Origin of the sequence: Ideonella sp., assembly GCF_036277275.1 — a bacterium.
Taxonomy (GTDB): domain Bacteria; phylum Pseudomonadota; class Gammaproteobacteria; order Burkholderiales; family Burkholderiaceae_C; genus Ideonella.
In genome coordinates this window covers 1-12,988 of sequence record NZ_DASUNH010000109.1, presented here as the reverse complement: position 1 = coordinate 12,988, position 12,988 = coordinate 1, and the positions used below count along the sequence as shown (strand labels likewise).

Sequence of the window (12,988 nt, the reverse complement as noted above, 5' to 3'; positions counted from 1 at the left end):
TGCGCGGCAGGCCGGCTTCGATCGCCGCGATGATTTCGTCGTACCAGTCGGTGATCACCCGCTCGCACAGCTCTCGCTTGCCGTGGAAGTATGTGAACACCGTGGCTTCGGAGACGCCCAGGCGCTGCGCGATCTCGGTCGTCGTCGCGCGCTCGTAGCCCTTTTCGGCAAAGACCTCGCGGCCGACGCGCAGGATGTCGCGGATGCGTTGCTCGCTCTTGGCGCTCGCCGGCTCGCGGCGGGCGGGGCGGGGGGCTGCAGGGGCGCGGCGGGTCGGCATTTTTTGAGTATGACTCAACAATCGCTTGCGACGCAAGCGGCTCGCTGGTAGATTTCGCCCCTGTTGCGCTTGGTCGGGTGCTGAACTGGTAGCGCCTCCAGGCATTGTTGAGACAAGCTCAATTCATTTGCAGGAGACGTCGATGTTCGAATCCACTTTCTCTTTCCCGCTGGGTGAGGACATCGCCGCACTGCGCGAAGCGGTGCGCGACTTCGCGCAGAACGAGATCGCCCCGCGCGCGGCCGAGATCGACAAGGCCAACCTGTTCCCCGCCGACATGTGGCGCAAGCTCGGCGAGCTGGGCGTGATGGGCCTGACCGTGCCCGAGGAATACGGCGGCACGCAGCTGGGCTACCTGGCCCACATGGTCGCGATGGAAGAGATCAGCCGCGCCAGCGCGTCGGTGGGCCTGTCGTACGGCGCGCACTCCAATCTGTGCGTCAACCAGATCAACCGCAATGGCAGCGACGCGCAGAAGAAGAAGTACCTGCCCAAGCTGATCAGCGGCGAGCACGTGGGCGCGCTGGCGATGAGCGAGCCCGGCGCCGGCTCCGACGTGGTCAGCATGAAGCTCAAGGCCGAGCGCAAGGGCGACCGCTATGTGCTCAACGGCAGCAAGATGTGGATCACCAATGGTGGCGACGCCGACACGCTGGTGGTCTACGCGAAGACCGATCCCGAGATGGGCGCCCGCGGCATGACCGCCTTCATCATCGAGAAGGGCTTCAAGGGTTTCACCAAGGGCGAGCACCTGGACAAGCTGGGCATGCGCGGCTCGAACACCTACCCGCTGTTCTTCGATGACTGCGAAGTGCCGGCAGAGAACGTGCTGGGCGTCGAGGGCCAGGGCACCAAGGTGCTGATGAGCGGGCTGGACTACGAGCGCGTCGTGCTCTCCGGCGGCCCGCTGGGCATCATGGCCGCGTGCATGGACGCGGTGGTGCCGTTCATCCACGAGCGCAAGCAATTCGGCCAGCCGATCGGCGAGTTCCAACTGATGCAGGGCAAGGTCGCCGACATGTACTCGACCTTCCAGGCCTGCCGTGCCTATGGCTACGCCGTGGCCCAGGCCTGCGACCGCGGCGACCACGCCCGCACGCTGCGCAAGGACGCCGCCGGCGTCATCCTCTATACCGCCGAGAAGGCGACGTGGATGGCCGGCGAGGCGATCCAGGCGCTGGGCGGTGTCGGCTACACCAACGAGTTCCCGGTCGGCCGCCTGTGGCGCGACGCGAAGCTGTACGAGATCGGTGCGGGCACGTCGGAGATCCGTCGCATGCTGATCGGTCGTGAACTTTTCTCCGAGACCTGCTGATGAACCACCCCAAGCTCATTTCATTCGCAGCCCCCGAGGGGCGCTCAGTGCCCTACGGGCGGCCGGGCGGGCACTGACATGGCAACCCTCGTCTCGAAACTGAACCCGCGTTCGGAAGAAGCCAAGGCCAACGCCGCCGCGATGCGCGCGCTGGTCGATGACCTGAACGCCAAGCTCGCGAAGATCGCCGAAGGCGGTGGCGAGGCCGCGCGTGCCAAGCACCTGGGCCGCGGCAAGCTGCTGCCGCGTGAGCGGGTCGAGATGCTGCTCGACCCGGACACGCCATTCCTCGAGATCGCGCCGCTGGCCGCGCTCGGCATGTACCCGGAGAAGGATGGCTCCGACGCAGCCCCAGCCGCCGGCATGATCGCCGGCATCGGCCGCGTCGGCGGTGTCGAGTGCGTGATCGTCTGCAACGACGCGACGGTCAAGGGCGGCACCTACTACCCGATCACCGTCAAGAAACACCTGCGGGCGCAGGAGATCGCGCAGCAGAACCGCCTGCCGTGCGTCTACCTCGTCGACTCCGGCGGCGCCAACCTGCCGAACCAGGACGACGTCTTCCCCGACCGCGACCACTTCGGCCGCATCTTCTACAACCAGGCCAATCTGTCGGCCCAGGGCATCCCGCAGGTGGCCGTGGTGATGGGCTCATGCACGGCTGGTGGCGCTTATGTGCCGGCGATGAGCGACGAGACCATCATCGTCAAGAACCAGGGCACGATCTTCCTGGGCGGCCCGCCGCTGGTGAAGGCCGCGACCGGCGAGGTGGTGAGCGCCGAAGACCTGGGCGGTGGCGACGTGCACACGCGCCTGTCCGGCGTGGCCGATCACCTGGCCGAGAACGACCTGCATGCGCTGGCCCTGGCCCGCCAGGTCGTCGGCAGCCTGAACTGGAAGAAGGACGTGCCGGTGGCGCTGCGTGAGCCGCAGCCGCCGAAGTTCGCCGCCGAAGAACTGCTGTCGGTGATCCCCACCGACACCCGCAAGCCTTTCGACGTGCGCGAGATCATCGCCCGCGTCGTCGACAACTCCGAGTTCGACGAGTTCAAGGCCCGCTACGGCACGACGCTGGTCTGCGGCTTCGCGTGGATCGAGGGGATGCCGGTCGGCATCGTCGCCAACAACGGCATCCTGTTCGCCGAGAGCGCCAACAAGGGCGCGCACTTCATCGAGCTGTGCTGCCAGCGCAAGGTGCCGCTGGTGTTCCTGCAGAACATCACCGGCTTCATGGTCGGCCGCAAGTACGAGAACGAGGGCATCGCCCGCGCCGGCGCGAAGATGGTGACGGCGGTGGCCTGCGCCAACGTGCCGAAGTTCACTGTGATCATCGGCGGCTCGTTCGGCGCCGGCAACTATGGCATGTGCGGCCGGGCGTACTCGCCGCGCTTCCTCTGGATGTGGCCGAATGCGCGCATCAGCGTGATGGGCGGCGAGCAGGCCGCGAGCGTGCTGGCGACCGTGCGCCGAGACGGCATCGAAGCCAAGGGCGGCCAGTGGAGTGCCGACGAAGAAGAGGCCTTCAAGGCGCCGATCCGCGCGCAGTACGAAGTGCAGGGCCACCCGTACTACGCCAGCGCCCGGCTGTGGGACGACGGCGTGATCGACCCGGTCGACACGCGCCGCGTGCTGGCGCTGGGCCTGTCGGCGTCGTTGAACGCGCCGATCCCCGATGCGAAGTTCGGCGTCTTCCGGATGTGATGACCATGGGCCATGTCGAGACCGTTCACGCGCTTTGGCAGCGCTTCGAAGCGCGCGACTGGGCCGGTGCGCGCACGCTGCTGCGCGACGATGCGAAGCTGCATTGGCCGACCTCGGGCGAGCACTTCGACGACGCCGATGCGGCCATCAAGGTGCAGGCGATCTACCCAGAAGGGTGGTCGATCCGCGTGATCGAGGTCAATGCGCTGGCCGATGGTCGCGTGCACTCGGCGATCGAGGTCACGCATGGCGAGCACCGCTTCTTCGCCAACTCGCTGTTCCTCTTCGATGGCCCGCTGATTGCCGTCATCACCGAATACTGGGCCACCTTCGAGCCGCCGCCCGCCTGGCGCGACGCGGCCTCGATCGGGGCTTACCGTCGTGACGAAGGACTCTGAGATGACCACCACGCTCGATATCCGCCGCCCCAGCCCGCACGTCGCCGAGGTGTGGCTGAACCGGCCCGAAGTCCGCAACGCCTTCAACGACGGCGTGATCGCCGAGCTGACGGCTGCGTTCCGCGGCTTCGCCGAAGACAAGGAGCTGCGCGCAGTCATCCTCGCAGGCGTTGGCAAGGCCTTCTGCGCCGGCGCGGACCTGAACTGGATGCGCGCGATGGCCGACTACTCGTGGGAGCAGAACCGTGCCGATGCCGAAGGCCTGGCCGAGATGCTGTGGGCGATCTACAGCTGCCCGGTGCCGGTGGTGGGCCGCATCCACGGTGATTGCTATGCCGGCGGCGTCGGCCTCGCAGCGGTCTGCGACATCCTCGTCGCCGCCGAGGGCGTCAACTTCTGCTTGAGCGAAGCCAAGCTCGGGCTGCTGCCGGCGACGATCGGGCCGTACGTGGTCCGCGCGTTGGGTGAGCGTGCTTCGCAGCGCTACTTCCTCACCGCGGAGCGCTTTGATGCCGCGATGGCGAATTCGCTCGGCTTCGTGCACGAGTGCGTCGCGCCCGACCTGCTCGACCAGCAGGTGCAGACGATCGTCGCTGCGTTGGTGGCCAATGGCCCAGCCGCGGTGAAGGCCTGCAAGCGCCTGGTGCAAGACCTGGCCGGCCAGGCCATCACGCCGGCGCTGCGCGCCGACACCGCCAAGCGCATCGCCGACATCCGCGCCAGCGCCGAGGGCAAGGAGGGCGTGCAGTCCTTCCTGCAGAAGCGCCCGGCCTCGTGGCTGGCGAGCTGATTCGCTGCCGTGGACTGGACGCTGCCGCCCTCACTGACCGAGACCGTTGTCGGCCTCGACGCGATGCACCTGCTCGCACTGGCGGCGGGGTTGGGCTGGGCGAGCGGCCTGCGGTTGTATGCGGTGGTGTTCCTGACCGGCTTGGCCGGTTGGTTCGACTGGATCACGTTGCCGCCGGGCCTGCAGGTGCTGCAGCACCCGGGCGTGCAGGTCATCGCCGGCACGCTGGTGCTGGTCGAGTTCTTCGCCGACAAGGTGCCGTGGGTCGACTCGGCGTGGGACGCGCTGCACACCTTCATCCGCATCCCGGCCGGCGCCGCGCTGGCCGCTGGTGTGTTCGGTGCCGACGCGGGCGCGTGGACCTTCATGGCCGCACTGATGGGTGGCGGCCTGGCTGCGACGGCGCATGCCGCGAAGGCGACGACGCGAGCGGCAGCCAACACGTCGCCCGAGCCCTTCTCGAACATCTGCCTGTCGCTGATCGATGATGCGGCGGTGCCAGTGATGCTGTGGCTGTCGTGGTCGCATCCGGTCATCTTCTTCGCCGTGCTGGCGATCGCCCTGGTGGTGATGGCGGCCGTGATCGTGTTGATGTTCAAGTTTCTGCGCGGCCTGTGGTCGGCTCTGCGCCAACATTTTGGTGCGCGGCCAGTGGCGCGCGCTTGAGGAAATCCGATGTTCAAGAAGATTCTCATTGCCAACCGCGGCGAGATCGCATGCCGAGTTGCGGAGACGGCGCGTCGCCTGGGCGTGCAGACCGTGGCGGTGTACTCCGATGCCGACGCGAATTCGAAGCACGTGCGCGTGTGTGACGAAGCGGTGCACATTGGCGGCAACGCCGCGAAGGACAGCTACCTGCAGTGGCAGCGAATCCTCGATGCGGCGAAGGCCACTGGCGCGCAGGCGGTGCATCCGGGCTACGGCTTCCTGAGCGAGAACGAAGCGTTCGCCACGGCTTGCGCGGAAGCGGGCGTGGTGTTCATCGGCCCGCCGGCGTCGGCGATCGCGGCGATGGGCAGCAAGTCGGCCGCGAAGGCGCTGATGGAAAAGGCCAATGTGCCGCTGGTGCCCGGCTACCACGGCGACAACAACGACCCGCAGTTCCTGGCCGGCCAGGCCGAGCGCATCGGCTTTCCGGTGCTGATCAAGGCCAGCGCCGGCGGCGGTGGCCGCGGCATGCGCAAGGTCGACAAGGCCGAGGACTTCGTTGCCGCGCTCGCTTCGTGCCAGCGCGAAGCCAAGGCCAGTTTCGGTGACGACCACGTGCTGGTCGAGCGCTATGTCACCAAGCCGCGCCACATCGAGATCCAGGTCTTCGGCGATACGCAGGGCGACTGCGTCTACCTGTTCGAGCGCGACTGCTCGGTGCAGCGCCGCCACCAGAAGGTGCTGGAAGAAGCCCCGGCTCCCGGCATGAGCGAAGCGCGCCGTGCCGAGATGGGGGCGGCCGCGGTGGCTGCCGCCAAGGCGGTGGGCTATGTCGGTGCCGGCACGGTCGAGTTCATCGCCGAAGAGGTGGGCGATGGCGACCTGCGCTTCTACTTCATGGAGATGAACACCCGACTGCAGGTGGAGCACCCGGTGACCGAAGCGATCACCGGCCACGACCTCGTCGAGTGGCAGCTGCGTGTGGCCGCCGGCCAGCCGTTGCCAGCGAAGCAGCACGAGCTGAAGATCCACGGCCACGCGATCGAAGCGCGCATCTGCGCCGAGAACCCGGATGCAAACTTCCTGCCGGCGACCGGCACGCTGTCGGTGCTGCGCTGGCCCGAGCATGTGAGCTTCCGTCGCAATGCCGATGCGCAGCCATGGCACGACCCGGCCGCGGTGCGCGTCGATGCCGGCGTGCGCGAAGGTGATGCGATCAGCCCGTACTACGACTCGATGATCGCCAAGCTGATCGTCTGGGGCGAGAACCGCGCGCAGGCGCTGGCCCGCCTCGATGCCGCGCTGCGCGACACGCACATCGTCGGCCTGAACACCAACGTGGCCTTCTTGCGCCGCGTCGCAGCCAGCCCGTCGTTCGCGACCGCCGACCTCGACACCGCGCTGATCGAGCGCGAGCGCGCGGTGCTGTTCGATGCACCGGGTCTGCCGCTGCCGCTGGCCGCGGCCGGCGTGATCGCGCAGAAGGTGGCTAGCGAACAAGCCCTGGAAGCCGCTGATCCCTGGTCCAGGCGTGACGGCTGGCGTATCCATGGCGGTGCGCGTCGTCGCTTCGATCTGCAACTGGGCAGCACGCAACACGTCGCGACGCTGGAGCGGTTGCATGACGGCGCCCTGCGGCTGGCGATCGGCAGCGAGCACTGGCCGCTGGCGACGCGTGCGCTCGGCAACGACCTCTACGACATCACGCTCGGCGGCGAGCGCCACGCGCTGTCGGTCTACCTGATCGGCGAACGCGTCGCCGTGTTCGGCGCCACCGGCTCTCAGGAACTGCACGAGATCGACCCGATCGCCCACGCCGGCGAGGCCGCCGGCGGCGCCGGTCGCCTGACCGCGCCGATGCCCGGCAAGGTCATCGCCTTCCACGTGAAGCCCGGTGACACCGTGACCGCCGGCCAGGCGCTGGCGGTGATGGAGGCGATGAAGATGGAGCACACCATCAGTGCGCCGCGCGCCGGCACCGTGGCGGAACTGATGTACGCCGTCGGTGATCAGGTCGCCGAAGGTGGCGAGTTGTTGCGTCTGTCCGAGTGAGGTCGAGATGAGCCTGCCCTCCAAAGTCAAGATCGTCGACGTCGGCCCGCGCGACGGGCTGCAGAACGAGAAGCAACCGGTCGCGGCCGAGCACAAGATCGCGCTCGTCCACGCGCTGCAGGCAGCTGGCCTGAGAGAGATCGAGGTCACCAGCTTCGTCAGCCCGAAGTGGGTGCCGCAGATGGCCGACAACGCCGAGGTGATGGCCGGCATCACGCGCCAGCCCGGCGTGCGCTACTCGGTGCTGACGCCCAACATGAAGGGCTACGAGGCCGCGGTGCTGACCAGGCCGGACGAGATCGTCGTCTTCGGCGCCGCGAGCGAAGCCTTCAGTCAGAAGAACATCAACTGCTCGATTGCCGAATCGATCGAGCGCTTTGCGCCGGTGACCGAAGCCGCGCGCGCCGCCGGCATCAAGGTGCGCGGAGCGATCTCCTGCGCCGTAGGTTGCCCGTACGAGGGCGATATTGCGCCGGAGCGCGTCGAGCTCGTCGCGCGGCTGATGAAGGAGATCGGCGTGCAGCACGTCGGCGTGGCCGACACGATCGGCGTCGGCACGCCAAAGAAGGTGCAGCGCGCGCTCGAAGCGGCGCTGAAGCACTACCCGCTCGAAGAGATCAGCGGCCACTACCACGACACCTATGGCCAGGCGCTGTCCAACGTCTACGCCAGCCTGGAGCTCGGCATCGCGAGCTTCGATACCAGCGTGTCGGGCTTGGGCGGCTGCCCGTATGCGAAGGGCGCGACCGGCAACGTGGCGACCGAAGACGTGGTCTACCTGCTGCATGGCCTCGGCATCGAGACTGGCATCGACCTGGACAAGCTGATCGATGCTGGCGTCGCGATCCGCGCAGCGTTGGGGCAACCCACTGGCTCGCGCGTCGCCAAGGCGCTGCTGATCAAGCGCGGTTGAGCTGCGGGTCGACCGAGGCCACGGTTTTCGCAGAGGCATGCGAGCGGGCAGGACTTTGGGGATACTTCCCGGCCTTCGCCCCACATGAGCCGACCATGCGCCAGTCCACACGCCTTGCCCTGACTTTGATCACCGCTGCCGCGCTGGCTACGTCGGCGGGCTGTGCCTCTTCGCCGCCGGCCGCGAAGGCGGCCGAAGAGGGCTTCAGCTTTGCGCTCTGGGGCGACATGCCGTACAAGCGCAACGGCGACGACCCGGGGCTGAGCGCGGTCATCAGCAGCCTCAACGCGGCCGACATCGCGTTCTCGATTCACGACGGGGATGTGAAAGACGGCAGTTCACGCTGCGACGACGTCGTCTACACCGAGGCGCTGGCGCTGTTCAACCGCCTGAAGGCGCCGGCCGTCTACACCCCGGGCGACAACGAGTGGACCGACTGCCACCGCCTGAACAACGGCGGCTACGACAACCTGGAGCGCTTGGCCCACCTGCGTCGCGTGATGTTCGGCCGCCCCGAGAGCCTGGGCCAACGGACGATGGCGCTTGAGCACCAGGCGGCGCCGCATGTCGAGAACGTGCGCTTCGAACGACAAGGCATCATCTTCGCCACTTTCCATATGCCCGGCAGCAACAACAACCGGGTGCTGGACGACGAGGACTGCACGTTCAAGAGCGCCCGCAAGGCGGCGGACTGCGCTGCCGACAACGCCGAGTACGAGGCGCGCGATCAGGCCAACATCGCCTGGTTGCGCGCGAGCTTTGCGCAGGCCAGGCGGCAGGGCGCACGCGGCATCGTCACCGTGTTCCAGGCCGACCCCGGCTTCGACCTGCCCGAAACCAACGACGACGAGAGCCAGGCGCCGCGCTACAACGGCTACCGCCGCTTCATGGACGCGCTGATCGTCGAGACCGAGAATTTCAGTGGGCACGTGCTGCTGGTGCACGGCGACACGCACTTCTACAAGGTCGACATGCCGATCTACCGCCAGCACAAGCAGCTGACGAACCTGACCCGCGTCGAGACCTTTGGCAGCCCGTCGCTGCACTGGGTCAAAGTGACCGTCGACCCGGCCGACCCGCAGCTGTTCGACATCGAGCCGGTGATCGTCCACTGAAGGGCGCTGTGGTTCAGGGCCGGCCGATCATCAGCGCCAGCCCCGCTTCGCCCTGCGGCGCCCAGGTCAAGCCGAGGTACATCGGGCCGATGCCGGTGTCGGCACCGAGGTAGAGGCTGGCGCCGCCGCGCAGGTCACCGAGCGAGATCTGGCGCCGGTTGGCCCAGGCATTGCCCGCTTCGAGTGAGGCGCCAACGAAGAAGCCGCGCGCGAACACCGGCGGCTCGGCCAGCCGCATGTACCAGTTCAAGCGGCCGAACAACACCGCGTTGCCGGCCAGCTGGTTGGGCCGGTAGCCCGACAGACGCTGGAATCCGCCGAGCGCGTACTGGCCGACGATCGCGTCGGCGCGCGCATCGGACATCTCCAATAGCCCAAACACGTTCAGCGTCTGCGCGCCCCAGCTGTAGGCGCCGCTGAGCTGCCCTTCCAGCCGCGAGAGGCTTTGCGTGCCCTCGTGGTGGCGCCAACCGAACTGGGCCTCGCCCTGGGCGCGGTAGCCGAACTGCGGGAAGTTGGCGTAATCCAGCTGATCGATCACGACCCGCGCCCGCAAGGCGGTTTCGTTCCAGGTCTCGGCGCTGGTTGCACCCGCGTAGTCGGCGGCGAGCAGCGTCGGCTCGGTGCGCCCGATCTGGTGGATCAGGCCCATGCGCAGCTCACCCAGGCTGCCCCAGGGTTGGCCCAAGTCGACCCCAACGCGACCGGTGGTGCGCCGCAGTTGGCCAACCTCGTCGCCGGCATCGGGGCGATACAGCGACAGCACGCGCCGCTCAGCCAGGCCCCAGCCGGCGGCGAACCAATCGTTCGACAAGCCGATGTTCCAGCTCAGCGGGTGGTAGATCTCGCTGTAGAGCTGCGGCACCTCGCCGATCTGCAGCCGGTTGCGCCACTCGGTGCCGCTGGGCGTCAGCCAATGGCGGTTGTGGCTGATCTTGATGTTGAACGCGCTGTGGCCGCCGAAGTCGGTCGACAGATCCAGGCCCACGCGCAGGTAGTTCGGGCCCCAGGGCTTGTCTTCGAGGTCGAAGACGACGCCCGTGGCGCCGCTGGTGGTGTCGACCAGGCGGTAGTCGGCGCGCACGTAGTCGCCGCTGGCGGCGAGGCGGCGGGCATCGCGGGCGGCTTTCTCGGCTTCGAACGGTTGACCCGGCTGCGACAGCAACTGGCTTTCGAAGCGGGCCGGGTTGGTGACGCTGGTGCCTTCGAAGGCCACGAAGGCGAGCTTGGGCGACGGCACGGTGCCGGTGTGGCGTGCGGTGCGCCAGGCGGCATAGTCGCCCGCTGGCAGCGCCAGCTCGGCCAGGCGCGGTCGCAGCGTCTCGGCGCCTTCGGTGCCGAGACGGATGAAATCGACCGCGTGGTTGAAGTCGCCCGACGTCAGTGCGCCCAGGTCGGGTGCGATCAGCAGGTCGCGGCTCAGCAGCGTGGCCAGGCTGCGTTTGACGTTCTGCTCGGTCAGGATGTTGATCATCTGCGCCGTCAGCCCCAGTGCCGATCCGAGCGTGTCGCGGGCGGCCAGCGGCGTGCCGATGTTGACGGCGATCACGATGTCGGCGCCCATCGCCCGGGCCACGTCGATCGGCACGTTGTTGACCAGGCCACCATCGCCCAGCACATGGCCATCGACCTCGATCGGCGGGAACACGCCGGGCACGCTCATGCTCGAGCGCAGCGCCGTCGCCAGGTCGCCTTCGCCCAGGATGACGGCCTCGCCGGTCTCCATGTTGGTGGCCACCGCGCGGAACGGGATCGGCAGCCGGTCGAAGTGCGCAGTGGACCGCACGGCCAGCGTCAAGCGCCGAAGCAGTGTTTCGAGCCCGCGGCTGGAGACAGCGCCCTGCGGCGCGCGGAACGAGCCCTCGTGGTCGATGCCGAGTTCGATCGCGCTGGCGATCTCGAAGTCTTCTTCCTTGCGCCGCTGGGTCAGTTGCTGGCGGCTGACGCGGGTGGCGAAGAGCTTGTTCCAGTCGATGCGCTTCAACTCGCGCTCGATCTCGTCGGCCTTCATGCCGCTGGCGTACAGCCCGCCGACGATCGCACCCATCGAGGTGCCGGCGATCACGTCGACCGGCACGTGTTCTCGCTCGAGCACCTTCAACACGCCGATGTGGGCCAGGCCGCGCGCGCCGCCGCCCGAGAGTACCAGGCCGATGCGCGGGCGGCCCAGAGGTGGCGGCACTTCTTCGGCGGGCTGGGCGTGCGCCACGGGAACGAGGGTGGCCATCAGCAGGCCGATCAGCAATCGCAGCATGGCCGGCATTGTTGCCGCTTCGCCCACAAAAAAAGGCCACCTTGCGGTGGCCTTTTCGGTTCGGGCGTGGGGTGCCCGAGCTTGGACTTTACATGTCCATGCCCATGCCGCCCATGCCGCCCATGCCGCCGGGCATGCCGCCGGCAGGAGAGTCTTCCTTCGGTGCCTCGGCGACCATCGCTTCGGTGGTCAGCATCAGCGATGCGACGGACGCGGCGTTTTGCAGCGCGGTGCGGGTCACCTTGGTCGGATCCAGAATGCCCATCTCGATCATGTCGCCATACGTGTCGTTGGCGGCATTGAAGCCGTAGTTGCCCTTGCCGGCCAGCACCGAGTTGACGACGACGGAGGCTTCGCCACCGGCGTTGTAGACGATCTCGCGCAGCGGGGCTTCGATGGCCTTCAGCACCAGCTTGATGCCAGCATCTTGATCGGGGTTGTCACCCTTGATCGTGCCTGCAGCTTGGCGGGCGCGCAGCAGCGCAACACCACCACCGGCCACGATGCCTTCCTCGACGGCGGCACGGGTGGCGTGCAGCGCATCTTCGACGCGGGCCTTCTTTTCCTTCATCTCGACTTCGGTGGCAGCACCGACCTTGATGACGGCGACGCCGCCGGCCAGCTTGGCCACGCGCTCTTGCAGCTTCTCGCGGTCGTAGTCGCTGGTGGCTTCTTCGATCTGGATGCGGATCTGCTTGACGCGGGCTTCGATGTCGGCAGCGGCACCGGCGCCGTCGATCAGCGTGGTGTTTTCCTTGCCCACTTCGACGCGCTTGGCTTGGCCCAGGTCAGCCAGCGTGACCTTCTCGAGCGACAGGCCGACTTCTTCGGCGATGACCTTGCCGCCGGTCAGGATGGCGATGTCTTCCAGCATGGCCTTGCGGCGGTCGCCGAAGCCCGGGGCCTTGACGGCGACAACCTTCAGGATGCCGCGGATGGTGTTGACCACCAGGGTCGCCAGCGCTTCGCCTTCGACTTCTTCAGCGATGATCAGCAGCGGACGGCCCGACTTGGCCACTTGCTCCAGCGTCGGCAGCAGGTCGCGGATGTTGCTGATTTTCTTGTCGTAAAGCAGCACGAACGGGTTGTCCAGCAGGGCAACTTGCTTTTCGGGCTGGTTGATGAAGTACGGCGACAGGTAGCCGCGGTCGAACTGCATGCCTTCGACGACGTCCAACTCGTTGTTCAGGCTCTTGCCGTCTTCGACGGTGATGACGCCTTCCTTGCCGACCTTGTCCATCGCATCGGCAATGATCTTGCCGATCGACTCGTCGGAGTTCGCCGAGATCGTGCCGACCTGAGCGATTTCCTTGCTGGTGGTGGTGGGCTTCGATGCCTTCTTCAGCTCTTCGGTCAGGGCCAGCACGGCCTTGTCGATGCCGCGCTTCAGGTCCATCGGGTTCATGCCGGCGGCGACGAACTTCATGCCTTCGCGCACGATCGACTGCGCCAGCACCGTGGCGGTGGTGGTGCCGTCACCGGCGTTGTCGCTGGTCTTGGAAGCGACTTCCTTGACCATCTG

The 12,988-nt window shown here is 67.4% G+C and carries 11 protein-coding genes; 8 read left to right on the top strand and 3 right to left on the bottom strand.

What is annotated here, in order from left to right:
- On the bottom strand, positions 1-280 hold a 280-nt coding region (locus tag VFY73_RS18695), incomplete at its 3' end, for a helix-turn-helix domain-containing protein (RefSeq protein WP_329721546.1).
- Positions 281-422: 142 nt separating this feature from the next.
- Between VFY73_RS18695 and VFY73_RS18690 the strand changes: the two genes are divergently transcribed.
- The 8 genes from VFY73_RS18690 (at position 423) to VFY73_RS18655 (ending at position 9,212) form a co-directional block, all read left to right on the top strand.
- A complete protein-coding gene (locus tag VFY73_RS18690) occupies positions 423-1,595 on the top strand; it encodes an isovaleryl-CoA dehydrogenase (protein ID WP_329721544.1) in 1,173 nt (390 codons plus the stop codon).
- A 78-nt stretch (positions 1,596-1,673) separates the two neighbouring features.
- A complete protein-coding gene (locus tag VFY73_RS18685; RefSeq protein ID WP_329721542.1) occupies positions 1,674-3,296 on the top strand; it encodes a carboxyl transferase domain-containing protein in 1,623 nt (540 codons plus the stop codon).
- Positions 3,297-3,301: 5 nt separating this feature from the next.
- Positions 3,302-3,694 (top strand): hypothetical protein, encoded by a 393-nt coding sequence (locus VFY73_RS18680; protein ID WP_329721540.1) that lies wholly within the window; start codon positions 3,302-3,304, stop codon positions 3,692-3,694.
- 1 nt (position 3,695) lies between these two features.
- Positions 3,696-4,484: an enoyl-CoA hydratase/isomerase family protein gene (locus VFY73_RS18675; RefSeq protein WP_329721538.1), complete on the top strand. Its 789-nt coding sequence runs from the start codon at positions 3,696-3,698 to the stop codon at positions 4,482-4,484.
- A gap of 9 nt (positions 4,485-4,493) precedes the next feature.
- Positions 4,494-5,150: a DUF4126 domain-containing protein gene (locus VFY73_RS18670; RefSeq protein ID WP_329721536.1), complete on the top strand. Its 657-nt coding sequence runs from the start codon at positions 4,494-4,496 to the stop codon at positions 5,148-5,150.
- Between the two features lie 9 nt (positions 5,151-5,159).
- On the top strand, positions 5,160-7,184 hold the full coding sequence (locus tag VFY73_RS18665) for an acetyl/propionyl/methylcrotonyl-CoA carboxylase subunit alpha (RefSeq protein ID WP_329721534.1): 2,025 nt from the start codon (positions 5,160-5,162) through the stop codon (positions 7,182-7,184).
- 7 nt (positions 7,185-7,191) lie between these two features.
- A complete protein-coding gene (locus VFY73_RS18660; protein WP_329721532.1) occupies positions 7,192-8,097 on the top strand; it encodes a hydroxymethylglutaryl-CoA lyase in 906 nt (301 codons plus the stop codon).
- 95 nt (positions 8,098-8,192) lie between these two features.
- Positions 8,193-9,212 carry a hypothetical protein gene (locus VFY73_RS18655; protein ID WP_329721530.1) on the top strand — a complete coding sequence of 340 codons (1,020 nt, stop codon included), beginning with the start codon at positions 8,193-8,195 and terminating at the stop codon, positions 9,210-9,212.
- Positions 9,213-9,225: 13 nt separating this feature from the next.
- Here the strand turns inward: VFY73_RS18655 and VFY73_RS18650 are convergent, their stop codons facing one another.
- Positions 9,226-11,466 carry a patatin-like phospholipase family protein gene (locus tag VFY73_RS18650; RefSeq protein ID WP_329721528.1) on the bottom strand — a complete coding sequence of 747 codons (2,241 nt, stop codon included), beginning with the start codon at positions 11,464-11,466 and terminating at the stop codon, positions 9,226-9,228.
- A gap of 88 nt (positions 11,467-11,554) precedes the next feature.
- Positions 11,555-12,988 (bottom strand): chaperonin GroEL (gene groL / locus VFY73_RS18645; RefSeq protein WP_329721526.1); only part of this gene is annotated, 1,434 nt, incomplete at its 5' end.